We start from the raw sequence: 24755 nt of genomic DNA, 5'->3' as shown, positions 1-24755 counted from the left end.
CCTTTATACGATTAGTGTAACATAGCTTACAGAGGTAAGGCATTGGTGGAAGGCTTTGTTATTTTTGTGTAAGAAATTATTTTTCCATCATTTTAAAAACAACAAAACCCAAATATACGTAATTTGATATACAACTTAATTATAAATAAGTGCTAATGAGGCGAATTGACACTTAATTATTTATAAGTCGTATATCGATTTCGTTAAATGGCGAAATCGTAGCAAAAACATGTGCTCATTATTTTTGTGAGATAAAAAATAATGAACGAGGAATTTTAGCTTTTAAACAAAAATGCAGTGTCATCTTTTAGCGAAATGTATTCTGATATAGTATAATGAACATGTATTTTATAGATATTTTGGAAGGGAGCTGCTTAAAATGGCGCAAAATTTACAAGGAAAAGTAGCATTTGTAACAGGTGCAGCAAGGGGAATCGGAAAAGCAACAGCGCTTTACTTAGCAAAAGAAGGCGTACACGTAGGTTTACTTGCGAAAACAGAAGCAACATTAAAGGAAGTAGCGACTGAGATTGAAAGCTTAGGCGTGAAAGTAGCTTATGCAACGGCTGATATTTCATCAAAAGAACAAGTAGAAGCAGCGATTTCTTCACTAACAAACGATTTAGGGCCTGCGGATATTTTAATAAACAATGCCGGAACGGGTAAAATGGGCACAGTGATGACGATGGACCCAGCGGAATGGAAGCAGATTATTGATATAAATTTAATGGGTACATACTATGTAACACGTGCAGTGCTACCTCAATTAATCGAAAAAAATGGAGGAGATATTATTAATATTTCTTCTACAGCTGGATTAAATGGGGCTGCTACATCAAGTGCTTATAGTGCATCGAAATTTGCGGTCATTGGTTTTACAGAATCACTAGCACAAGAAGTTCGCCGCAACAACATTCGCGTATCGGCTTTAACGCCAAGCACAGTGGCAACCGATTTAGCAATGGAAGCAAACTTAATTAAAGAAAACGACGAATCAAAATTCATGCAACCAGAAGATATTGCCGAATTCATCGTTAGCCAATTAAAGCTGAATTCACGTATTTACGTGAAAACAGCAAGCATCATTGCAACGAATCCGTATTAAGTGAATACATGTCTGGGAGAGTTAGTTATCTAAAATAGATAGCTAACTCTTTTTTTGGATAAATTAGGTGAAACGCGTAAAAGTGTGGCCAACCCGCGTAAAAGAGTGGTGAAAGCGCGTAAAACCCCCTACTAAACGCGTAAAAACTGCTAAAACTCGCGTAAATACGATGCAAGCTTAACATCAAAACAGAATTTGTATTAATGGTTAGAAGAGTCAATGATCCGATAATAGGGGAATTGGCTCTTTTAGGACGGAAGAATAAAATACTTAATTTCTTCGCCTTTTCCTGTGAAACATGCCATAATAGATAGATTATGAAATAGTTAGGATGACTCGATGGAACAAATACGCGAAATATACGTAAAATCAAAATTTATTAAGCAAATGCAAAATGGCTATCCGCTTATTTTAAAAGAAGCTATAGATATACCAGAGGTGCCGATTGCAGAAGGGACGATTGTGCAATTATTAGACGTACAAGGTGGTTATATTGCAACAGGCTATTATGGTGAGCAAAATAAAGGCATCGGCTGGGTACTATCACGCAAACAAAAAGAAGTCATCGATGTGCGCTTCTTTACGAAAAAAATTCGCGAAGCGGCAGAAAAACGTGCTAATTTTTTTGCATCAGAAGATACGACGGCCTTCCGTGTATTTAACGGAGAAGGTGATGGAATTGGTGGCTTAACAATTGATTTCTTCAATGGCTTCTATATGGTGAGCTGGTATAGTGAAGGAATTTATGCCTTCCGTGATGTCGTGTATGAAGCGTTAAATATCGCACTGAACACACGTGGTGTTTATGAAAAATTACGATTTAATACGAACGGTCAATATGTAGAGCAAGATGATTATGTATCAGGTGAAAAGGGTGACTTCCCATTAATCGTTATGGAAAATGGCATGAACTTTGCAGTTGATTTAAACGACGGGGCAATGACAGGGATTTTTCTTGATCAGCGGAATGTTCGTAAAGCACTACGCGATCATTATGCCATCGACAAAACCGTGTTAAATACATTCTCTTACACAGGCGCATTTTCTGTAGCCGCAGCACTTGGTGGTGCATTAAGTACGACGAGTGTTGATTTAGCTAAACGTAGCTTAGCTAAAACAATCGAACAATTTGCAGTGAATGGGGTCGATTATGAATCACAGGATATTAAAGTGATGAACGTATTCGACTACTTTAGCTATGCCAAGCGTCATGATTTGAAGTTTGATGTTGTCGTGCTTGATCCACCGAGTTTCGCACGGACAAAAAAAATGACCTTTAGTACAGCAAAAGATTATCCGAAGCTTTTAAAGGATGCCCTTGCGATTACGAATGATCATGGCGTGATAATAGCATCAACGAATAACGCCAGCTTTGACATGAAAAAATTTAAAACGTTTATTGATAAAGCGTTTAAAGAGACAAATACACGTTACAAAATACTAGAACAGCACCAGTTGCCTGAGGATTTTACAGTGCCACACAATTTCTCGGAATTTAACTATTTAAAAGTTGTCATTATTCAAGTTATAAACTAAAAGGGCGGATAGAATGAAATATAATAAATCAATAATGCTAAAGCTTATCAATGAACATCGTGAGTTACATGATGAATTAAAAAAACTAAAAGCTGAAATGGGTTTAGAGAAAAATTTTGCAGTAAAGGCATTGTATCATTCATATGTGGCAGAGGACGGGCCGTATATGAAAGATTACCAGGATTTAGAGCGACGTTAATTAGAATTTAGTACAAACGGATAAACTTAAATAAAAATCTGCTTGAATTACATGTTCAAGCAGATTTTATGCGTAAGAGGTCATTTTGCGTAGCTACCCCCTTCGGACATGTAACATCATCTTCTTTAAACACTATTTCCCCTAACAATCTAGATTTTTAAATAATTTATATTTTCTTAAAATTAAATGATTTCCTTTTTTGAAATTGATATAGTTCTATATAACTCCTTATACATAATAAATGCTATATTGTGAGTGAAATTTACTGAATGTGGGGTGATTAGTGAATGGAGTTAAATAAAATGTTAATTCAAGCAATCGAGCAGAGTTATGAAGGGTTTTTACTGACCGATTTAGATGGACGCATTTTCTACGCGAACGATGCGGTTGAAAAAATTTCGGGAGAGCCTTTAGCTTCTATAGTTAATCACACAATAAAAAATATGCTGGATGGTGGGTTGCTGAAAGAATCGACTAGTCGTATATTAAACAAAAATCCGTTAACAATTTACCAAAAAATAAGTAATGGGAAAGATGTATTTATTACGAGTAAGCCTGTTTATGACGATGATGGGGAGATTATTTGTTATGTAGCGAATTATAGAAATTTAACATCATTAAATCACATGTATGAAGAACATTTAGCCTATACATCATTGAATTATCTTGAACTTGAACGTTTAAGGGATAATATTACGCAAACGGAAGGATTAATTAGTCATTCCCCTAGCATGGAATCTGTCAAGCAAATGATTGAGAAAATTGCTAAGACCGATGCAACGGTGCTTATTCAAGGAGAATCAGGCACAGGAAAGGAAGTTGTAGCAAAAAATATACACACGCTTAGTGATCGAAAAAAGAGTGCTTATATTCAAATTAATTGTGGGGCTATTCCCGAGAATTTAATAGAGTCTGAATTATTTGGATACGAGAAGGGTGCCTTTACTGGTGCTAATACAAGTAAGGCTGGGCTACTGGAAATTGCGAACAATGGTACAGTATTACTCGATGAAATTGGTGAGATGCCACTACATTTGCAAGTAAAATTATTACGTGCTATTCAAACAAATGAAATTACACGTGTCGGTGGAACATCAAAGAAACAATTAAATGTGAGGTATATTGCTGCTACAAATAAAGATTTAAAGCAATTAGTGAAAGAGGGGAAGTTTCGTGAAGATTTGTATTACCGTCTTAATGTAGTGCAAATAGCAGTACCACCTTTACGTGAAAGGAAGGAAGATGTTGCGCTTCTTTTTCAACATTTTCTTAAAAAGTTTAATCGTAAATATAATAAGGAACTGCAAATTTCTGCTGGTGCTTTAAAGCTGTTAAAGGAATATGCATGGCCTGGGAATGTGCGTCAGCTCGAAAACATTGTGGAGCAGTTAGTTATCCTGGCAGAAAATACGTTGATACATGAAAAAAATCTTCCATTGGAAATAAGTAAACGACCGGTAAAGCCAAACAACACGGAATCAAAGTCGTTAAAAGAAGCTGTGGAGGAGGCAGAAAAAGCAGTTATTGAAAGAGCACTTGTTGAAAATCCATCCATCCGTAAAGCGGCAAAAGCACTCGGCGTTAGTCATGCAACGCTACTACGTAAAATAGAACGGTATAAAATTTAGATTACTTTTTATTTAATTGGTTCAAATATGAACCGTAATGAAAATGAATTGAGTGAATGGTTCAAAAATAAACCGATTTTGGTTTGTTTTTGAACCATTTTTATTTTGTTGAAAGTAAAAGCCTTATAACAAAGGGAATACATAGAAAAATTTCAGTTGGCATGGAAGTTGCTATACATAAGATAAGGAGGTGATGGACGATGAGTCAATCTTTTCAGATGATTCAATTAAGTCCGCTAAATAGTGAAAGTAACGTATACGAAATCAAGCTTAACAGACCAAAAGCAAGAAATGCTCTTAACACACAGCTCATTATTGAATTAAACGAAGCCATTCAATATTTACAAAATCAAGCTGTAAAGGTCGTCATCATTAAGGGGAGTGAAGGAAACTTTGCTGCTGGTGCTGATATTAAAGAAATGTTAGATGCTCCATTTAAGGACATTCAAGCAATGACAGCTCGTGTTGCCGCACTTCAAAATGCTATGAAAGTAAGCCCGATTATTTTTATTGCAGCAATTGAAGGGCGCTGCCTTGGGGGTGGATTAGAACTTGCTCTTTCCGCAGATATCAAGATTGCAAGTGAACAAGCTATATTTGGTTTTCCAGAAGTGAGGCTTGGTCTTCTACCGGGAGGAGGAGGCACACAGCGTCTATTAACCCTTACCGGTAGTTCCGTTGCCAGTCGTTATATATTAACGGGTGAGCTATTTTCGGCACAGAAAGCGTATGACATGAAAATCATTAGTGAAATCGTTTCAGAGGTAGATGAATGTGCGCGGGTAATTGGTACAGAGATGGCTCAATACAATGGTCATGCGCTCACAGCTATTAAACAACTTATTTCTGGTATTGAGCATCATGAACTTACAGTCGGGCTCCAACTAGAGCAAGTAAAGTTTCAATCACTATTTACGATGGGAGAAGCGAGAGAGGGTCTTCGGGCATTTGTTGAAAAAAGAAAGCCAAATTATGTGGAGTAGGTGAAAAAATATGGAAACTGTTTATATTATACAGGCCAAAAGAACACCGATTGGATCGTTTGGAAAAGCACTACAATCATTTTCAGCAGTAGATTTAGGTGAAATTGCTATCAATTCCTTATTTCAAGAAAATACAGCGCTAAAGCAAGAGGTTACGGAAATTTATATAGGGAATGTGTTTAAAAGTGGATTAAAAGGTAATCCAGCAAGACAACTTGCAATTCGTACAGGGCTTCCGATTTCAACGGTAGCGATGACGCTTGATATGCAATGTGCATCAGGAATGGCTGCTGTCATTCAAGGGGCGAATCGAATTCAACTCGGTGAAGCGGATTTAGTAGTAGTAGGCGGGATTGAATCGATGACAAACGTACCACATTTAATGCTGGATGCACGTTGGGGAAAACGTCTTGGCAATCCGAAAACGGTTGATGCTCTTATGCATGATGGACTTATATGTGCGATTGAAAATTATCATATGGGCATTACAGCAGAAAATCTTGTAAAGAAATATGGGTTGACTAGAGAGGCTCAGGATGAATATGCATTGCAAAGTCAGCAACGGGCGCTTATGGCTATCCAAGAAAATCGTTTTAAACGAGAAATTGTGCCTGTCGTTATGAAAGAGCGCGGAAGAGAAACGATTTTTAATCAGGACGAGCACCCGAAAGAAACATCATTTGAACATCTAGCCAAACTATCGCCTGCATTTGAACAAGGTGGCACAGTCACAGCAGGAAATGCATCCGGTTTAAATGATGGTGCTGCTGCCATACTTCTTGCATCTGAGCAGGCAGTACAACGATTAGGCTTAAATCCATTAGCAAAGGTAGTTTCGACTGCTTCGCATGGCGTTCAGCCTTCCGTTATGGGGATTGGTCCGGTGCCTGCTATGCTCAAAGCACTCGATAAGGTCCATTTATCGATGAATGAAATGGACTTAGTAGAAATAAATGAAGCGTTCGCAGCGCAAGTGTTAGCTGTAAATACAGAGCTCAATATTTCTAATGACAAACTCAATGTAAACGGTGGTGCTATTGCGCTTGGTCATCCGGTCGGCGCTTCAGGCACCCGTGTGATTGTCACGTTATTACATGAATTACAAAGGCAGACTTTATCAAAAGGGATTGCTTCATTATGCGTTGGAGGTGGGTTAGGTGCAGCAACAATTATCGAACTCGTTTAATAAAGTATTAGTCATTGGCGGAGGATTAATGGGAGGCGGAATTGCACAAGTTATTGCCCAACAAGGAATACCAGTTGTAATTGTGGATCGAACAAGTGAGGATTTAGACCGTTCAAGGGCACGAATAAAAAAAATGATTACCCGTTTGAATGGGGAAGGCGCTGTGGAAGAGGTGTTAAGTAATATCACGTTTTCAACAAGCTATCACGATGGAGCAGATTGCGATTTAGCAATAGAAGCAGTGCCTGAAATATTGGAATTGAAATTAGAGGTATTTAGAAGGTTAGACGAAATTTTACCTCCTAATGCGATACTAGCAAGTAATACGTCTTCACTTTCCATTGCAGCAATGAGTAGTGTTACAAAGCGTCCGGAAAGCGTTGTTGGAATGCATTTCTTCAGTCCGGTACCGATTATGAAACTTGTCGAAATCGTTAAGGGCATGAATACTTCAGATGAAACGGTTGAAAAGATTCGATTATTCGGGGAAATGATGGGCAAGGAAATGATTGTTGCAAAGGATTTTCCTGGTTTTACGGTGAACCGAGTGCTCGTGCCGATGATGAATGAGGCTGCATTTTTAGTGATGGAGGGTAATGATCCTGAAGAAATAGATCGTGGCATGATGCTTGGTACCAATCACCCTATTGGACCATTAAAACTAGCTGATTCAGTAGGCATTGATGTGCTTTATAACACATGTATGAGCTTGTTTGAGGGCTTTAAAGATTCGAAATACCGTCCTTGTCCTTTACTAAAACGAATGGTAGAAGCAGGGCATTTAGGTAAAAAATCAGGTCAAGGCTTTTACGATTATGGAGGAGAAAAATGATGACAAATTTACTTGAAGAACGTCAAATGATTCGTGAATTAACAAAGAAAATTGCACAGGATTATCTGATCCCAAATGCATATGAAGTGGATAAAAAAGGGGAAATGCCATGGGGGAATATCCGTGTGTTAGCAGAGAACGGCTTATTTGGTGTGCATATTCCAGAAGAATACGGCGGAGGCGGTGTGGATTATTATGCCCAATTAGCTGTAATAGAAGAGGTTGCGAAAGGCTGCGCTTCAACTAGTGTAGCACTATCAACACAAGCATTAGCAATGGCACCGTTTTTGATTGGTGCATCACATGAGCAGAAATTAAAGTATTTGCCACGATTAGCAAGTGGTGAGGTGCTTGGTTCGTTTGGCATTACGGAACCGCAAGCAGGATCTGACGTTTCGGGCGTCAAGACAACGGCAGTCAAAGATGGGGATGACTATATTATTAATGGTCATAAAATCTTCATCACAAATGCGGGGGAGTCGGAAATTTATGTGTTTGTTACACGTACGGGTGAACATCGTACAAAAGGAATTTCCCTTTTCGTTGTTGAAAATGGAACACCCGGCTTAAGTTTTGGAAAAAAGGAAGAGAAAATGGGTATCCGCGGCTCAGTTACTCGGGAAGTTTTCTTGGAAAATGTTCGTGTACCGAAAGAAAACAGGATTGGTGGAGAAGGAGAAGGGTTCAAAATTTTAATGGATGTCTTCAATGAAACACGACCAGTTGTCGGTGCACAAGCATTGGGGATTGCGACGGCTGCCTTCGAATATGCCAAGGACTACATTCAACAGCGTTCGCAATTTGGTCGTACATTAGATCAGTTCCAGCTTTCTCGTGCGAAAATTGCAGATATGTTTATTCAACTGGAGACTGCTCGACTATTAGTCTATGAAGCTGGTAGGAGAATTCAAGACGATGAGGGACAAATTGCACTTTACTCTTCAATGGCGAAGTGCTACGCATCGGATATTGCTATGAGTGTGACAACAGATGCTGTACAGCTATTAGGTGGAAACGGCTATATTCAAGATTACCCAGTGGAACGATATATGCGTGATGCAAAAATTACACAAATTTACGAAGGTACTAATCAGATTCAAAGATTAATTATTGCCAATGAATTATTAGGGTAGGGGGAAGAATTTCATGGATATGTTTAGTCTTGCTAATAAGGTAGCCATTGTTACAGGTGCAGGACGTGGGATTGGACGCAGTGTCGCAATTGGGTTGGCAGAGGCGGGTGCAAAGGTCATTGTATGCAGTCGCACCGAATCAGAATTATTAACACTTCAGCAAGAAATTAACGAAAAGGGCGGCGAATGTACTGTCGTGACTTGTGATGTTGAAAAGGCAGAGCAAGTCCAATATGTAATTGATTTTACGAAAGAACAGTATGGGAAAATTGATATTTTAATTAATAATGCTGGAATTACAAAAAAAGTGGCAGCAAAGGATTTGGCTCTAGAAGATTTTGAAAAAATTATCCGTGTGAATTTAACGAGCGTGTTTTTATTCGCTCAGCTTGCAGGGCGTGTGATGATTGAACAGGGATTTGGGTCCATCATTAATGTCTCTTCAGTTGCTGCAGAGCAAGGACTAAATGGTTCAGTAGCTTATGCAGCAAGTAAAGGTGGAGTAACAATGCTTACGAAAACACTTGCAATAGAATGGGCAAAGTTGGGGATACGTGTTAACGCAATTGCCCCAGCTTACGTAGAAACCCCTTTAGTGGAGGCTGTAAAAAGTTCACGCGAAGGCTTTGAGGAGGCAGTTGTCAATCGTACACCGCTAGGACGAATGGCAAAATCTCAAGAAATGATAGGTGCTTGTATTTTTCTGGCAAGTGAAGCATCGACGTACATTACAGGTGAAACAATCTTTTTAGACGGTGGATGGCGTGCATTGGGGCTTTAAAACATTTAAGCAAATAAATCAAATTTCTGATAAATGACAATTTAAATCTCGAAAACACCATTTTTCATTGAAAAAAATGGTGTTTTTTTAGTATAATGAAAAATGGTTTCTGTTCCGAGGGTACTTTTCGAGGACACAGACCGAGCATGTAGCATAAGGTTTCGTGCTGTTTTCTCAGAAGTCGATTCACCTCTTACTTCGATTTTTGAATTATCAGATTTTTATTATGGGTGTTTCGCCGATTGTCTTAAAATTAATCGGGCTATAACGTGTATGAGAAGAAGAGAGTGGCAAAAGTCAGAAATATTTTATTTTCTAATTTTTGTTCCTATGGGGTGAACAGGAGATTCTATTAAATGAAGGAAGTGAATTTATGGATTGGTTTGGCAATATTCTAGGTGAAATAAATACAATTTTATATTCGTATGTATTAATTGTATTGTTAGTGGGAACAGGTGTGTTTTTTACCTTTAAAACGAAATTTATTCAATTTAGATTAATCCCAGAAATGTTTAAACTTATTACAGAAGCAGCGCCAAAAGATAAGTCGGGGAAAAAGGGGATCTCTTCTTTCCAGGCCTTTACAATATCTGCTGCTTCTCGTATTGGAACTGGTAATATTGCTGGGGTTGCGACGGCGATAGCTCTTGGCGGTCCTGGTGCTGTATTTTGGATGTGGATGATTGCGCTAATTGGAGGCGCATCTGCACTGATTGAAAGTACATTAGCACAAGTATATAAAGTGAAAGACGACCGTACCGGCTTGTTTCGTGGAGGCCCTGCCTATTATATCGAAAAGGGTTTAAATAAAAGGTGGATGGGTGTTCTTTTTGCCGTTGTTATTACCGTTACTTACGGCTTTATTTTTAATGCCGTACAAGCTAATACAATTTCAATTGCCTTTGAAGAAAGCTTTGGTGCTAATCGTGTTGTGGCAGGTTTAATAATGGCAGCTTTAACAGGAATCATTGTCTTTGGTGGATTAAAGCGAATTGTAAGCTTCACTCAAGTCGTTGTTCCGGTTATGGCCATTTTATATATTGTCATTGCACTTGTTGTTGTAATCATCAATATTTCAGAACTTCCGAATGTATTTGTCCTAATTATTAAATCTGCCTTTGGATTGGAAGAAGCCTTTGCCGGCATGTTAGGGGCAGCCATCATGAATGGGATTAAACGTGGTCTATTCTCCAATGAAGCAGGGATGGGTTCTGCACCGAATGCAGCAGCAACAGCATCTGTTTCTCACCCAGTAAAGCAAGGCTTGATTCAAGCACTCGGTGTATTTATTGATACTTTATTAGTTTGTACTGCAACTGCTGCCATCGTATTATTGGGGGATGCCTACCTGCAATCGGACGCGACTTCCGTCAATTTAACGCAAGCTTCGTTAGTGGGAAGCCTAGGTGATTGGGCTGGCAGCTTCTTAGCAATCATTGTCCTTATGTTTGCCTTTAGTACAGTGATTGGTAACTACTACTACGGTGAATCGAATATTGGATTTATTAAAGAATCCAAAAATGGCTTATTTGTATTCCGTATATTTGTTGTACTCTTTGTCATGTTTGGCTCAGTTGCAAAAGTACAAGTTGTATGGGATTTAGCGGATCTATTTATGGGCATTATGGCTATCATAAACTTAATTGCGATTCTACTACTTTGGAAAGTAGCAAAACCAGTTATTGACGATTATTTAATCCAACGTAAGCAAGGGAAAGATCCAGTATTCTATAAGAAAAACGTACCTAATATTGGAGACGTTGAATGTTGGAGAGACGATGAAGGAATAGAAGAAAAACGTTAAATTTTATACATTTAAAGGAGTGACCCACTTTTTGGGCACTCCTTTTTTGTGTAAATTAGGTGAAAAGCGTAAAAGTGTGGTTAACTCGCGTAAAAGAGTTGTAAACCCGCGTAAATAGTATGCAAACTTAACATCATGTGTTGCTTTTGATAGAAGAGTAGGTAGTCATGCAGTCTTATTTCTTATATTTTGCTATATCTTGCTTATGTTGTTCAATGATAGCTGGATCAGTAACAGCGAATCTTTTTAAATCCGTATAAATTTTAATGACTTCGGCCGTTGTGAACATATTTGGGTTTTTATTTGTTAACTCTTCTATTAACTTGCGAAGGGCAGGGCGTTTAATGACATGTGTTTGCTGTTGTGTGTAGTGAATCTCTTTTAGTTCGCAACGTTCGCTGAATACGACTAAGTTCGTATATGCTTCGGTAGAGATGTTCGGTAATACATGCTGCAAGGCGCGGATATGTGTTTCGTTTTGCTTAATTGGGTTATAGAAAGAATATTTTTTACGATTAGGGAATACTTGTGTCCAGTTTTTATGGTCGCCATTACCGTATATCCATGCCGAATAATTTTTGGACTCGATGGCATAAATCCCTGTCTCATGAATAAACACTAAATCAATTTCAGTCGGTTTTCCGTTCTTTTTCGGAATATAAATATTGTAAAGGGTTCTGCTAGTTCCTTGTACATCATTTAACGCAAAATTAGATAAATACTCCCCAAACAGCCCCTTATTCGTAACGACATCTAGCAAAGAATTTCCTGTCGCATTTCGGTAATCTTTATGTGAATCAATCGTATTTTTAACTTTTTTCATGAATTGCTTAAACATGCTAATCCCTCCTAGTGATTAGTATAAGGTATTTATATCCTGGAATAAATATGGAAATTTAATTAAAGCGAAATGATGAAAGATATCATATATGAAATAGAAGATAGTTTGCTAAAATAGATGTATTAAATAGAAGAGGTGAAATTATGCCAGTATACAACAAACTAATTCGTGATCGCATTTTAGAAATTATAGAAGCGGACGGTCTTTCATATAATGCCCGTACACTAGCACCAGAAGAGCATCTTACAGAAATTAAGAAAAAGCTATATGAGGAAGCGAAAGAATTTGACGAGACGACAAATAAACAAGATGCAATAGAAGAAATGGCGGATGTGTTAGAACTTTTACATGCTGCTTTAAAAGTATATGGCAAATCATTTGATGAGCTAGAAGCTGTCCGTGTGAAAAAGAAGGAAAAGCGCGGTGGTTTTGATAAAGGGCTGTATTTGATTGATGTAGAGGATAAGTAAGTGAAACTCATTACAGCGAATTTAATGAATGAATTAAAGGATTTAAGCGAAGAGGCAGTTCATATTTGCTGGATTACTGCTTTTGCGATGAAATCTGGCGTCAATTTAATGCTTCCAACATTAAAAAAGGCATCTGAACGAGGTGCTGAAATTCAATTATTAGTCGGTGATTATTTATCGATTACACAACCAGAGGCGCTCCGAACTTTATTAGCGAATCTTCCACAAGCAGAAATACGACTTTATCGAACGTATGGGCGGTCTTTCCATCCGAAAGCTTATTTATTTAGACATGAGGGGAGCCAACATGTGATCGTTGGTTCTTCTAATTTGTCACGCTCTGCTTTAACGACAGGAATCGAGTGGAGTTTACATACGATTGATTTACCAACGTTTGAGCAATCAATGGACGAATTTAATCGCGTTTTCTATTCAGAAAATACGATACCTGTTAACAAGGTTAGTATTGATGACTATGAAAAACAGTATAAAGAAGCCAATCGAGTAATGGCACTGTCTGATAAATGGAGTGAGGCCGAAGAAGTCGGTTTTATGTATGGAACGGAATCGAAAGCGTCTATAGCAAAAGATGAAAAGCTTGAAGTGACGGTACTAGAGCCAAGGCCAGCTCAAAAACTAGCACTTTCTGCATTAAAGGCAACGTTACAGCAAGGCTATGATAAAGCAATGGCAGTGCTGGCAACAGGACTTGGGAAAACGTATTTAGCTGCATTTTTTGCAGAGCATTTTAAACGCGTACTATTCGTTGCACATCGTGATGAAATTTTAGAGCAAGCAAGAGAAGCCTTTTTACATGTACATCCGAATAGAACGACAGGCTATTATAATGGCATCGAAAAAAATACAGATGCAGACATGCTATTTGCCTCCGTGTATACGATTGCACAGAAGCAGCATTTAGCAAAATTTAATGAAGACGCTTTTGATTTAATTGTCATTGATGAATTTCATCATGCCGCAGCCCCTACATACAATCGGTTAATCGAGTATTTTAAACCGTCATTTTTACTCGGGATTACAGCAACGCCAGATCGACTAGACAATAAAGATGTATATGCTATTTGCGATGGCAATGTCGCGATAGAAGTGCATTTTCTAGATGCGATTGCACATAAATGGCTAAGCCCATTCCACTATTACGGTATTCGAGACGAAATTGATTACGCGCAAATTCGTTGGTTAGGTACGGGGTATGATGAGGAGCAACTAACAGCGGCACAGCTACAAGAGGATGTCGTTAATAAGATATATGAGAATTGGTTGAAATATAAACAAACAAGAACGATTGGATTTTGTTCTTCTGTCAAACAGGCAACATATTTAACGAATTATTTTGCCATGCAAGGTGTAAAAGCCGAAGTACTCACGGGAGGCAATACGCGGGGAGAGCGTAAAAAAATCCGTGAGCAATTAATTCAAGGCGAAATTGATCTGATCTTTACGGTTGATTTATTTAATGAGGGTGTGGATATTCCAACGGTCGATACATTGCTTTTTGTTCGACCAACAGAATCGATTGCCATTTTTACACAGCAAATTGGTCGTGGATTACGCCTAGCGGAAGGCAAGTCTCATTGTGTCATTATTGATTGCATTGGCAATTACCGCAATGCAGACCGCAAACTCCGACTGTTTTATCCAGAGCTACTTCCAAACAAAAAATTCATACCTGAGCATACACATATGATTCCAGGCACGGGCTGTGTAGTCAATATTGATCTTGATGTGATTGATTTATTAAAAGAAATCATCAAGAAAAATAGCTCGTATAAGGAACAAATAATGGATGCTTATATGAATGTAAAGGCAGAGTTAGGGAGAAGACCGAGCTATTTAGAAATGTATTTGCAAAGTGGTTTTTACGATATTAATATCGCGAGGGAATTTGGCTCCTATATCAGCATGCTAAAGCAGGCAGAGGAACTGACAGCTGAAGAACTCGCAGCTTTTGACAAACACGAGCAGATACTAGTAGAAATCGAAAAAACAGCTATGACAAAAAGCTATAAGATGGTCCTATTAAAGGGCATGCTGGAGCGTGGCGCGGCTAATTGGTATAAAGCGATTACAGCTTCTGAACTAGCACCGACATTTGCACAATATTTAGCCCACCCAACGAGAAGTCAAATTGATCCAATCGATTTAACCGATAAAAAAGTCATTTCATTACTTGAAAAAATGCCGATGACAAAATGGTCTGGCAGCAGTAAAGGCTTGTTGTACTTTGAAGACGGTACATTTGGCTTCAACGTAGAAATTGAACGATCCATGCAAGAAATAATGTATGGATGGGTTAAAGAGATATGTGAATTTAGGTTGAATCGGTATTTTGCGAGGAAGGCGGAGAAGGGGAAGTTGAATTAGGGAATTCTTCTATGCAGTGATTGCATGTGAATTCGATTGGGAATGTTTGATGGGGCAGCATCGGATTCTATTTGTTCAGCTTTGCATTTTATATGGAAAGAATTAAGAAAACTATAGTTTACTTATGAAGTTTATGAGGGATTTGATATATGGTATGGTGAACTGTATCATAAGTAAGTGAGGTTTATGAAAAGAACTACCTAGGCCGTTGATTTGTTAGCGTTTTAGGTGGTTTAATTTTTATTTATCATTGTTTTTCCCATTTACGTCCTTTTTGTTGTGTTGGTGGAAGTCGATCTCCTCTATCGATATTTACTATATGAGGGTTTGAAACTGCCTCACCTCTAGGTCCTACTTCTTTGTATGTTCCAGGTTGTTGATTATCCATTCCTGGCTTTTTTAAGTCACTCATTTTATCACCCCTAACATTTATATATTACCATATTATGTTATAATTTAATTACATTTAACTCTATATATAATTTATGTACTAAAGGAGATTTAATATGCTCAACCAAAAAATTTTAAAGACCAACTTGTGGTTTTATAAACACAAAAAAATTTCAACGTTGGCTTTAATAGTGCTAATTTTGTTAATTGGTTTAATAATTTTCAAATTGTTTTCTAATGTAGAAGTTACAATTAATAGTTCATGGTTTGGTGTAATAGGAGCTGTGATAGGAGCATTGGTTGGTGGGATGGTAACTTTATTCGCAAGCGTATATGTCCATAATAATCAGCTAAAGGCAAAATCAGCAGTTCATAGAAAAAATACAATATATAAACCGCTTTATGATGAATTAATGGAAAATAAGATTTTATTAGATAATGAAAACCCTTATCCAAGGTATATTAGTTTTAGAGAAGCACCCCAAACTCTCATAGGACATCCACAATACACTGTATGGGAAAGAATAAAGAAGGATAGTAGATATTTACAAGTACCAACATTTTTAACAAGTAAATTTGAATGTTTTTATGAAAGTATAAATAACTATCGTAAATCGCTTGATAAAGCGGCAAATGATGTACAAATACAAATAAATGAAATTTTACAAAATGAATATCAAACGGAATGTACAATTCAAAATTTGGGTGAGTCAGTAATTAATAAAATTATGGTAAAGAATGAAAAAATAATGGATTCTTACGTTGATATGTATGCTTTAAATCCTCGTATTGAAATATCGCAAGAAGATGTAAAGCAATTAAATGAAAAAATAGTTTTACAATGTTGGGAATTAGAATCAGTGAAAGAATTATATAAAAATAAAAATAAATGGATGGCTTCTCAAGGTGATTTAGTTGAAACGCTAAAAGATTTAATTTTGTATATAAATTTAAAGTATGAAAAACAAAGTGGAAAGTATTATTAAATTTTAGAGGGGTGAATTGATGAAATATGGTTTGTCGAAGTACGAAGTAGAAAGAATAATAAAATCTTCATTAAATAAAAATCCGGATATCTTTTACTATATTGAAGATGATTATATTGAAGAACTTCTAAAGTTATTAGTAGAAGGAGTATCTAAAGCCATTGAAGAAAATAATAAAAAATTGTTGAATGACCTTGGATCGAGATTTTAATTTTAAATTAGAACTTCCAGTTAATATGGTGAGGAGAGCCGGATCATAAGTAATAATTAATTATAAAAATATAGTCAATGTAATTAATAGAGGAGAATAACATCAACTTTATCACTGATGTTATTCTCTTTTTATTTGGCATCTTATTTTAACCATTTAAAAGATATATTTACTTTAATTTTTACAAAAATTATTATAAATAGTAAAAATGTTGTAATATAATTTTATTTGTTATCCATAAATTTATATATTAGGACGTTATTTTAAGGAGGCTTATATGTTTAGAAAAGTAATTTTTTCAATGATGATATGTTTGTTTGTATTTTCATCTATTAGTTATGCACATTCAGGACGTACAGATTCAAGTGGTGGACATAATTGTAGTCAAAAATCTATTAATAAGGGGTTATGCAGTGGGTATCACTATCATAATGGTGGTAGTTCTACTGGAAGCTCTTCAAGTAATAGTTCATCATACGGAGATAAAGATTGTTCAGATTTTAATAGTTACGATGAAGTGATTACATATTGGAATACGAAAGGCTACTCTGCTACTTACGATCCGGAAAACCTAGATGGATGGGGAAATAATGTAGTTGATGATGGTATTCCATGCGAACCACCAGGTGGCTATGATTTAAGTAAAGTGAATAACAGTACATATCAACAAGCTGCTATCGATGAAGAGTTAGGGGAAAAAGCAGGTTATGATAAAGGCTATACAGATGGATATCAAAATGTTACGAAAAATTCAGTATCAGGAGGTTCTTCAGCTTATAAACTAGCATATGAGAATAGCTACAATACAGGTTATTTGGTGGGTCAAAAAGACATTAATGAGCAAAAACAAAATGCATATAATAATGGCTATTCACTAGGTAAATCACAAGAGGAATTGGTAGTACCAGTAAATTTCAAATCCCATACATTATTAGCTAGCTCATTTGAAGAAGGCTATCAAGAAGGGAAAGAAGCCTATATAGAGGAACAAAAGGAATATTATTATTCATCTGGTTTAACAGATGGAGAAAAAGATATTTACAATTTACCGGATATATCAGAGCAAGTTTTTCTTGATGCTTATGAAAAAGGATACAAGGAAGCTCAAGAAGCGTTAAAAGAAGAATATAGTAATAAAGGATACGAAGCGGCTTTTTCAATGATTGAATACAGTAATCCAGAAATCGATAATGAAAAGCTCATTACTTGGTTTAAAGAGGGTTTTGAATCCAATTTACTAGTCAAAGAAATCCAAGAAGAGGCATTTAATCTTGGTAAAAGCGGAGAGGATTTTGTTATCCCAGAAAACTATAAACAAGGTAAAACGATATTTACATATTATTACGAAAAGGGGAAGGAAGAATATATTAGCCCGGTACCTTTTGTTGCTACAGCTGTAGCTGCTACTGGAGTTACAGGTTATTTAATATTAAGAAGGACTAGAAAAAAACAAATTAAAAATCTTAAGGAATAGAGAAGAATTAGACTTGAATAGTTAGTGAATCAAGGGGAGGTGTCATATGGATAATAATCCAATATCAACAGAAGAACGAGTATTATGTATCGTAGAAATTATCCGAGCACTTGGTGGGCAGGCGGAGCTTTCTCAGATTTATGCGAGTTATGAATTTCTTTATCCAGAAGATACAGCGAGATTTAAAGATTGGCATGTACCAATTCGAAAGGCGATATATGAACATTCAAGTGATGCAGATATTTTTAAAGGTAAATTTGATTTATTTTATGCTATTGAAAAAGGTAAAGGGGTGTGGGGACTTCGAAGTGAGCTTGGGAAGGTCAAAAAGCGCCCTGTATATATGACAGAGGAAGATCAGTTTCCAGAAGGGAAAGAGCAATATTATTTACATAAAAAGCGTGAACGTAATCAGACCGTTGTTCGCTTGAAAAAGCAAATTGCCATGCAGGATGGCAAGCTTAACTGTGAGGTTTGTGGATTTGATTTTAAAGCTCGGTATGGTGAACTGGGGGAGGGCTATATTGAGTGTCATCACATCAAACCAATTTCAGTGTACACAGAAGAAGAGGTGACAACTGTAGATGATCTTGTTCTAGTTTGTTCGAACTGCCATAGAATGCTACATCGTAAAAGGCCTTGGATTGGAAAAGATGAATTGAAGGATATTTTGAAAAAGTAATTTATAGCAAAGTAGATGAAGTTATATGCGATATGGATAATTACCAAGTAATCTAGAGTGTAATGAGTGGCATAGAATTAAACCAATGCTTTGATGAAACGTACTATAACTAAGCACAGATTTTCTCCTAGAAAATTCAATCATAAAACAACTAAAGGCATTTGAAATTCCCTCGTTTCAAATGCCTTTCATTTATATTAATTGAGCCTAGTAAAATTCACTAGGATTTATACATGAGGTGAATTTGATTGGCAAATCGTATCATAAATAGGTGCGATTTTTTGATTAATTTAAAGGATAATTTCTTGAGTATACGTGTCTATTATTATATATGATGTCTTTATTACCAAAGGTGCAGGAAAATAAACATAACTCTAAAAGTTAGGCGATACTTATCTTAGGTTTTAGATATATAGTTTTACATGGAAGATTTACAATACATAATTTAGAACTATACTATTTAAAAGATAACAAATGCACATTGAAGAAATGCCTAGAGGGAAGATAGTAAATGAATCAAGAGAAATTCAATATCAAAAACTGCATTTATTAGATTTAATAAGTGTAGAGAATAAAAGTGGTTAACAGGAGTGAGAAATAGGAAGGGTTGCAGTAAGGAGACATAGAGCGTACCCCACGGTAGAATTATTATAATTTGTACAGTTTAAAATGCAAAAATAAATGTAAAATGGATAATTGCTCGGTGGAGAGTATTTATATTTTATAAAGGAGAATATTATGATTTTAAAAAAAGACGAAATACATAAAATACAACATATTGATTTTCGTGGTAATGTTATGGAGATTGATGGTGAAGAACTTTACTTTCCTTTGCTCTTAGATGATGTAATTAAACTGTTGGGAGAGCCTGAAACTATAAGATATGACTCCGAAGAATATGGCCCAAATGAATACTATATATATCATAACCATGGATTAGTATTTGAAAGAAACTTTTGCCGCCCATATCATGAAAAACAAATAATAGATGGTATTAATATTTATTGCGGAGAGAAAGTAATCCCACAGAGATATGAAGAGGAGTTACCAAAACAGTCATGTACTGCAAAAATTACAGTAAATGAAGGGCGTGACTTAAACTTTCAGTGGAACAAAGAGAAAACATGGAAAGATGAAAAATTTGGAACGTTTAGCTTTATCAGATGGCCAAAAACACAGTTAGAAAATGGACCAGTCTCCAATATTACATATCCATTATCTGTGTGTTTCGCTATTCCAGAACTGCCACGTGTTAGAGCAAATTATAAATTAAAACCATTAAAAGAAGATGTGCTAGAGTTTGATACCTTTAATTTTAAACTTGCAATCATTCAAGTGCTTATGTATGAACTTAAACTACTGGAGCCATGTTTTGATATCCACGATTTTGCAGACCAATATGATGGTAAAGAAATTGATACCGATAGTGAAAAGCCTATACGTCCTGCGATTAATTGGTTTAAGAAGTTACAAATTCCAAAACGATTAGCTGAAAAAGTAGAAGAAATAAACATGAGTGGTGGTGATGATGTCTATATGAATATTATTCCTCTATGGCATGGTACAGACCAATATTTTGATTTAAAGAATGTAACTGTACAAGAGTTATCACAATTTAAAAATCTTAAAACAGCTTCTTTAATGTGTGATAGTCATACTTTAGAGACTTTTATTAGCTTAAATATAGAATCAGATTATATATAATTATTATACGTATTATGTTAAAAACAAAAACGAACTAGTAGATAATATATTAGAGGGTGTAGAAATGGATAAGGCATGTATAAGGCATGTATAAATTTCTATATTATCAATAATAAGTAGTGTTTTAAATGAGTTAGATATTTATGTTTTCTAAGCTTCAAAAAGGAGATATTATCGGCATTTTTACACCTTCGTCACCTGTGTCTGTTTTAGCGGAAAAGAGATATAAAAGAGGAAAGGCACTTCTTGAAAGTAAAGGATTTCTTATAAAAGAAGGTATTCTTACAGGAAAGGAAGATTTTTATCGTTCGGGCACGCCTAAAGAACGTGCAGAAGAATTAAATGTCTTATGGGTGTTTCCTTTAGCAATTGGAAAAAATGTTCGATTAGATACGATTACTAAATCGATTACATGCATTGAAGTATGGCTGTAACAATTTAAATCAAATAAAAATCTCACTTAGCAACATTACGGAGAATGAACCGTATCATAAGTAAGTGAGGTTTTTTCTAAGGAAGAAAGACAATGCCAGTTCGGATTTGATGTACTACCAGTGTAGACAGTTATTATAAAGCATACTTAAAAAGCCTGATTCCCAAACTAATACGGGCGCAGGTTATTTGAGTTTTTAGGAAATGCTTTGGTTGCAGAGATGAATAAATTTTTTTGCAATTTCCAGAACGTTACCATAAATAAATCAAGATTTTATTTTTTATATTCCTTCTCATAATAAATAATCGCCTCATAGTAGCCAGATTTATTCACTATGTTTTGCCTACTATGAGGGAGGTAAGTATTACATAAAAGGGTTTTTTTAAAATTAAAATTCATTTAGTTAAATTTTACATTAACGCCATTAGTTAGAATAACAGCCATATGATTAGCTAATATTTTTGGATCACTTTCTAAGCCATTATTAACCCAATCAATGATTACTGATAGATGTGCTCCTGCAATGAAATTTACCAAATATGATTTATCATTAAGGATTACAATGTTTTTCTTTTTAAGCAATTCAAAATTATCACTTAATGATGACTTAATAGTATCCAACATTTTCCAACAAAAATTTGTGATACCATTACTACTTAATAAAATCTTATAGACATCTTCAAAACTTTTTACGTGTTCAAGTGTTGCAAGTATCGGATGATAAACAATGTCTTCCAAAGAATTGAATTGGCCATCTTGTATACGAATATTTTGTATTAATCCTTCAAGTGTTTCATTTTCAATGCTAGCTACTAAATCTTTTTTATCCTTATAGTGATAATAAAATGTTGCTCGATTGATATCTGCATGGTCAACAATATCTTGTACTGTTACTTGTTCGATTCCTTTACTATTGGAAGCTTCCAATAATGCACGTTTTATTTCATTTTTAGTTTTTTTAATACGACGATCCATAATGCTATACCTCATTTATTCACTTTAGATTGTATAATAAAAACTATTCATAGGTATTATATCACTGTCAGGTTAAATAAAGGAATTATCAACTTAAATTTTAAACAAATGTGAGATTATTGTTTAAAATCATACAAAAAGAAAGAAACTGATGGTTGTTGAGTAGTATTAATTGATTTAAACTGAAAAGCGCTTACAATATGAAGGTAAGTCCTCTTACCTATCGATAAAGTGAAAATTTCTAAACTGGAGGAATTTCTGTGATGAAAGCTGCAAAATTTTATAAAGCAAAAGACTTTAGAATTGAAGAGGTGTCTGCACCTACAGTTAAACCAGGACATGTTGTTGTGGATGTGGAATGGATCGGTATTTGTGGTAGTGATATTCATGAGTATGTTGCAGGACCACTAAACGCAGTACCAGGAACAATTATGGGACATGAATTCTCTGCTGTTGTATCAGAAGTGGGAGAAGGCGTTTCTAATGTTAAAGTTGGCGACCGTGTAGCATGTATTAACTTAGATGTTTGTGGAGAATGCAGATATTGTAAAACTGGGCAACGTAATTTATGTGAAAAAATGGGCGTAGATGGTTATGGTTTACTGGGATTCACAGCTGACGGTGCATTCGCTGATAAAGCATTGCTTGAAGCGAAAAACTGCATAAAAATTCCAGACTCGTTATCTCTTGAGCATGCAGCGATGGTAGAACCTGGAGCAGTAACATTACATGCTGTTAATAAATCAAGATTAACGGAAGGGAAAACAGCGGCAGTATTCGGTGCTGGCCCTATTGGACTTTTACTGGTTATCATGGCAAAGGCGAAAAAAGCTAGCCAAATTATCGTCGTAGATGTAGCAGAAGACCGTTTGGAAATGGCAAAAAAATTAGGTGCAACAACGGTCATTAACCCAATGAAAGAAAACGCGGTTGAAAAAATCAAAGAATTAACAGAAGGTGGAGTAGACGTTGCGTTTGAAGCCGCTGGTGTACAACCAACATTCTCTTCTGCAACGAAATGTTTGGCGAAAAATGGCGAAGTGATGATTGTTGCGCTATATGAGAAAGACGTTACCCTTAGTCTAATGGATTTAACAATGGGCGAATCCATCATTTCTAACTCATTCTGCTACTCAGAGGAATTCCCAGAAGTAATTGATATTTATTCAAGCAACATCGTAGATTTAGATTTATTAATCACGAAAAAAATCCACTTAGATGATTTAGTGGAAGAAGGTTTTGAAACAAACCTTAACGATAAAACACACATTAAAATTTTGGTTACACCAAAACAAAGCAATCTGTAAAAACGAAAGGCATATGCCTTTCGTTTTTTTATTGGTGTACTTGGCATGGGTGTAGCCTCTAGGGTACAATTCCCGAACGGCGAGGGTAGTAGTACTCGTATCTTAAGACGAGGATATGCGGGGGTGACTTTCATATCTGAAGGAAGTCGGTGGCAAACTTCCGCTCCGAAGAATACGAATTTCATATAAGGCTAGGTCACATTGGAAGAGTCTGCAATACAAGACAAAGTCCATACTGCCGAAGATGTCAGAAAATATATGAGGCGGGGACATGGAAGGAAAGTGTGAATGAAAAACCGCACCAGTCATATTGACGATTGGTGCGGTTTTTGAAATTGTATCAAATGCCGGGGGTATGAAAATAATAGTTCTTTCTATTTTCTAATAAGGCAATGGCTTCGGCTATTGTTTCTACTCCAATTTTTATTTGATGATCATGGACTTGAGAAATACATAAACGAATAAGATTGTCTTTCTTATATTCGGGTAAGAACATTTTATCTGCATCAGCAATTAAAACCCGTTTTTCAGATAATAAAAGAGCAAGTTTTTTGCTGACACATTTTCAGGTAAATAAATGGAAAGATAAAATCCGCTAGCAGGTTTAGTGTAATATGTGCTTTTGGGTAGCAATTCTTCATAAAAACTCTTGAGTAATTGCATCTTGTTAAAAAGTACTAAAAAAATTGTGAATTAGAGCACTGAAGCCATAAATTTTGAATAGTTTATGCTCAATATTTTTTGTTTATAATAAAGCAGTAGTCCATAAATTTAAAGATAAGCTTCTTTTAATGGTGGAAAATGGATTACAAAGACATAGCTTAACAATAATATAAAGATATACGAGGAGAGAATGAAATGAAAAACAATGAATTAAAAGAAACGCCACATATAAAGCCAAATGGAGTAGAAATAGCTGAAACTATACTTTTGCCAGGAGATCCACTTCGCGCAAAGTTTATAGCTGAAAACTTTTTAGAAAAACCTGTTCTTTTTAATGAAGTTAGAGGTATGCTGGGGTACACAGGCGAATATAAAGGCAAGAAAGTTTCTGTTATGGGTACTGGTATGGGATCACCGAGTATGGCGATATATTCATGGGAACTAATTAATGTTTTTGGCGTTAAAAATTTAATTCGTATCGGTTCATGTGGGGCTATGCAACGTGATATCAAGTTATATGATATTATTCTTGCGATGGGAGCCGCAACAAATTCAAATTATGCACATCAATTCAATCTTCCAGGTCAATTTCCAATTACAGCATCTTATGAATTATTAGAGAAAGCTAAGAAAATAGCTGATGAAAAGAATTATAAGGTGCATGTAGGGAATGTGCTTTCTAGTGATGTTTTCTATAATGCGGATGAAACAGCAACAGAAAAGTGGGCTAAGATGGGAATATTAGCGGAAGAAATGGAAACGACAAGCTTATATTTAAACGCTGCTAGTGCTGGAGCGAAAGCATTAACAATTTTAACAGTAAGTGACCATATGATTACACATGAACAAACAACACAAGAGGAGAGACAAACTTCATTTACAAAGATGATGGAAATAGCTTTAGATGTAGTATAAGTATTGTGAGTTCTATGAGTTGTTACTTATAGACAGCACGTAGTCTACTTTATCGTAGATCAACTGCCCGATTGGTTCATCTAACTCTTGGCTGAAAAATTCCCGCAAGGTCTATTAAATAAAGCTGGGTAG

Annotated in this window: 22 protein-coding genes and 1 pseudogene; 20 read left to right on the top strand and 3 right to left on the bottom strand. The window is 35.9% G+C overall.

Going from position 1 to position 24755, the window contains the following annotated elements; genetic code table 11:
- Nucleotides 1-379 precede the first annotated feature (379 nt).
- The 10 genes from ACQQ2I_RS12125 to ACQQ2I_RS12080 all read left to right on the top strand — a co-directional run bounded on the left by ACQQ2I_RS12125 (nucleotide 380) and on the right by ACQQ2I_RS12080 (nucleotide 11187).
- On the top strand, nucleotides 380-1105 hold the full coding sequence (locus ACQQ2I_RS12125; RefSeq protein WP_431027056.1) for a 3-ketoacyl-ACP reductase: 726 nt from the start codon (nucleotides 380-382) through the stop codon (nucleotides 1103-1105).
- Between the two features lie 339 nt (nucleotides 1106-1444).
- Nucleotides 1445-2641 (top strand): class I SAM-dependent rRNA methyltransferase, encoded by a 1197-nt coding sequence (locus ACQQ2I_RS12120; protein ID WP_431027055.1) that lies wholly within the window; start codon nucleotides 1445-1447, stop codon nucleotides 2639-2641.
- A 13-nt stretch (nucleotides 2642-2654) separates the two neighbouring features.
- Nucleotides 2655-2840 (top strand): hypothetical protein, encoded by a 186-nt coding sequence (locus ACQQ2I_RS12115; protein WP_391373699.1) that lies wholly within the window; start codon nucleotides 2655-2657, stop codon nucleotides 2838-2840.
- 287 nt (nucleotides 2841-3127) lie between these two features.
- Nucleotides 3128-4468, top strand: a complete 1341-nt coding sequence (locus ACQQ2I_RS12110) for a sigma-54 interaction domain-containing protein (RefSeq protein ID WP_431027054.1) — start codon at nucleotides 3128-3130, stop codon at nucleotides 4466-4468.
- A 200-nt stretch (nucleotides 4469-4668) separates the two neighbouring features.
- On the top strand, nucleotides 4669-5451 hold the full coding sequence (locus ACQQ2I_RS12105; RefSeq protein WP_431027053.1) for an enoyl-CoA hydratase/isomerase family protein: 783 nt from the start codon (nucleotides 4669-4671) through the stop codon (nucleotides 5449-5451).
- A 10-nt stretch (nucleotides 5452-5461) separates the two neighbouring features.
- Nucleotides 5462-6637 carry a thiolase family protein gene (locus ACQQ2I_RS12100; RefSeq protein ID WP_431027052.1) on the top strand — a complete coding sequence of 392 codons (1176 nt, stop codon included), beginning with the start codon at nucleotides 5462-5464 and terminating at the stop codon, nucleotides 6635-6637.
- Nucleotides 6609-7469, top strand: a complete 861-nt coding sequence (locus tag ACQQ2I_RS12095; protein ID WP_431027051.1) for a 3-hydroxyacyl-CoA dehydrogenase family protein — start codon at nucleotides 6609-6611, stop codon at nucleotides 7467-7469. The genes ACQQ2I_RS12100 and ACQQ2I_RS12095 overlap by 29 nt, the downstream gene beginning before the upstream one ends.
- Nucleotides 7466-8602, top strand: a complete 1137-nt coding sequence (locus ACQQ2I_RS12090) for an acyl-CoA dehydrogenase family protein (protein WP_431027050.1) — start codon at nucleotides 7466-7468, stop codon at nucleotides 8600-8602. The genes ACQQ2I_RS12095 and ACQQ2I_RS12090 overlap by 4 nt, the downstream gene beginning before the upstream one ends.
- Nucleotides 8603-8615: 13 nt before the next feature.
- Nucleotides 8616-9383: an SDR family NAD(P)-dependent oxidoreductase gene (locus tag ACQQ2I_RS12085; protein ID WP_431027048.1), complete on the top strand. Its 768-nt coding sequence runs from the start codon at nucleotides 8616-8618 to the stop codon at nucleotides 9381-9383.
- A gap of 373 nt (nucleotides 9384-9756) precedes the next feature.
- Nucleotides 9757-11187: an alanine/glycine:cation symporter family protein gene (locus ACQQ2I_RS12080; protein ID WP_431027047.1), complete on the top strand. Its 1431-nt coding sequence runs from the start codon at nucleotides 9757-9759 to the stop codon at nucleotides 11185-11187.
- Between the two features lie 175 nt (nucleotides 11188-11362).
- Here ACQQ2I_RS12080 and ACQQ2I_RS12075 read toward each other — a convergent pair whose 3' ends face one another.
- Nucleotides 11363-12025: a nuclease-related domain-containing protein gene (locus tag ACQQ2I_RS12075; RefSeq protein WP_431027046.1), complete on the bottom strand. Its 663-nt coding sequence runs from the start codon at nucleotides 12023-12025 to the stop codon at nucleotides 11363-11365.
- A gap of 146 nt (nucleotides 12026-12171) precedes the next feature.
- Between ACQQ2I_RS12075 and ACQQ2I_RS12070 the strand changes: the two genes are divergently transcribed.
- Nucleotides 12172-12498 carry a nucleoside triphosphate pyrophosphohydrolase gene (locus tag ACQQ2I_RS12070; protein ID WP_431027045.1) on the top strand — a complete coding sequence of 109 codons (327 nt, stop codon included), beginning with the start codon at nucleotides 12172-12174 and terminating at the stop codon, nucleotides 12496-12498.
- A gap of 24 nt (nucleotides 12499-12522) precedes the next feature.
- Nucleotides 12523-14883: a DEAD/DEAH box helicase family protein gene (locus ACQQ2I_RS12065; protein ID WP_431030504.1), complete on the top strand. Its 2361-nt coding sequence runs from the start codon at nucleotides 12523-12525 to the stop codon at nucleotides 14881-14883.
- 247 nt (nucleotides 14884-15130) lie between these two features.
- Here the strand turns inward: ACQQ2I_RS12065 and ACQQ2I_RS12060 are convergent, their stop codons facing one another.
- A complete protein-coding gene (locus tag ACQQ2I_RS12060; protein ID WP_431027044.1) occupies nucleotides 15131-15295 on the bottom strand; it encodes a YjzC family protein in 165 nt (54 codons plus the stop codon).
- Nucleotides 15296-15389: 94 nt separating this feature from the next.
- Here ACQQ2I_RS12060 and ACQQ2I_RS12055 point away from each other — a divergent pair, with 94 nt between their 5' ends.
- The 6 genes and pseudogenes from ACQQ2I_RS12055 to ACQQ2I_RS12030 all read left to right on the top strand — a co-directional run.
- A complete protein-coding gene (locus ACQQ2I_RS12055) occupies nucleotides 15390-16259 on the top strand; it encodes a hypothetical protein (RefSeq protein WP_431027043.1) in 870 nt (289 codons plus the stop codon).
- Nucleotides 16260-16278: 19 nt separating this feature from the next.
- Entirely contained in the window at nucleotides 16279-16470 is a 192-nt protein-coding gene (locus ACQQ2I_RS12050; RefSeq protein ID WP_431027042.1) for a hypothetical protein, read from the top strand.
- Nucleotides 16471-16747: 277 nt separating this feature from the next.
- Nucleotides 16748-17944 (top strand): YHYH domain-containing protein, encoded by a 1197-nt coding sequence (locus ACQQ2I_RS12045; RefSeq protein WP_431027041.1) that lies wholly within the window; start codon nucleotides 16748-16750, stop codon nucleotides 17942-17944.
- Nucleotides 17945-17990: 46 nt separating this feature from the next.
- Nucleotides 17991-18626, top strand: coding sequence for an HNH endonuclease (locus tag ACQQ2I_RS12040; RefSeq protein ID WP_431027040.1), 636 nt, complete (start codon nucleotides 17991-17993; stop codon nucleotides 18624-18626).
- A gap of 738 nt (nucleotides 18627-19364) precedes the next feature.
- On the top strand, nucleotides 19365-20330 hold the full coding sequence (locus tag ACQQ2I_RS12035) for a DUF6892 domain-containing protein (protein WP_431027039.1): 966 nt from the start codon (nucleotides 19365-19367) through the stop codon (nucleotides 20328-20330).
- A 143-nt stretch (nucleotides 20331-20473) separates the two neighbouring features.
- Nucleotides 20474-20680 (top strand): annotated as a pseudogene (locus ACQQ2I_RS12030) (LD-carboxypeptidase); the annotation flags it as partial.
- Nucleotides 20681-21162: 482 nt separating this feature from the next.
- Here ACQQ2I_RS12030 and ACQQ2I_RS12025 read toward each other — a convergent pair.
- On the bottom strand, nucleotides 21163-21738 hold the full coding sequence (locus ACQQ2I_RS12025) for a TetR/AcrR family transcriptional regulator (protein WP_431027038.1): 576 nt from the start codon (nucleotides 21736-21738) through the stop codon (nucleotides 21163-21165).
- A gap of 263 nt (nucleotides 21739-22001) precedes the next feature.
- Here ACQQ2I_RS12025 and ACQQ2I_RS12020 point away from each other — a divergent pair, with 263 nt between their 5' ends.
- Together ACQQ2I_RS12020 and deoD are read left to right on the top strand one after the other, a co-directional pair.
- Entirely contained in the window at nucleotides 22002-23045 is a 1044-nt protein-coding gene (locus tag ACQQ2I_RS12020) for a 2,3-butanediol dehydrogenase (RefSeq protein WP_431027037.1), read from the top strand.
- A gap of 858 nt (nucleotides 23046-23903) precedes the next feature.
- Nucleotides 23904-24623, top strand: a complete 720-nt coding sequence (gene deoD, locus ACQQ2I_RS12015; RefSeq protein ID WP_431027036.1) for a purine-nucleoside phosphorylase — start codon at nucleotides 23904-23906, stop codon at nucleotides 24621-24623.
- Nucleotides 24624-24755 lie beyond the last annotated feature (132 nt).

The organism is Lysinibacillus sp. LZ02, assembly GCF_050613145.1.
GTDB lineage: Bacteria > Bacillota > Bacilli > Bacillales_A > Planococcaceae > Lysinibacillus_B.
Note: the sequence above shows the minus strand (reverse complement) of the source record. Positions and strands in the feature narration are given on the sequence as shown.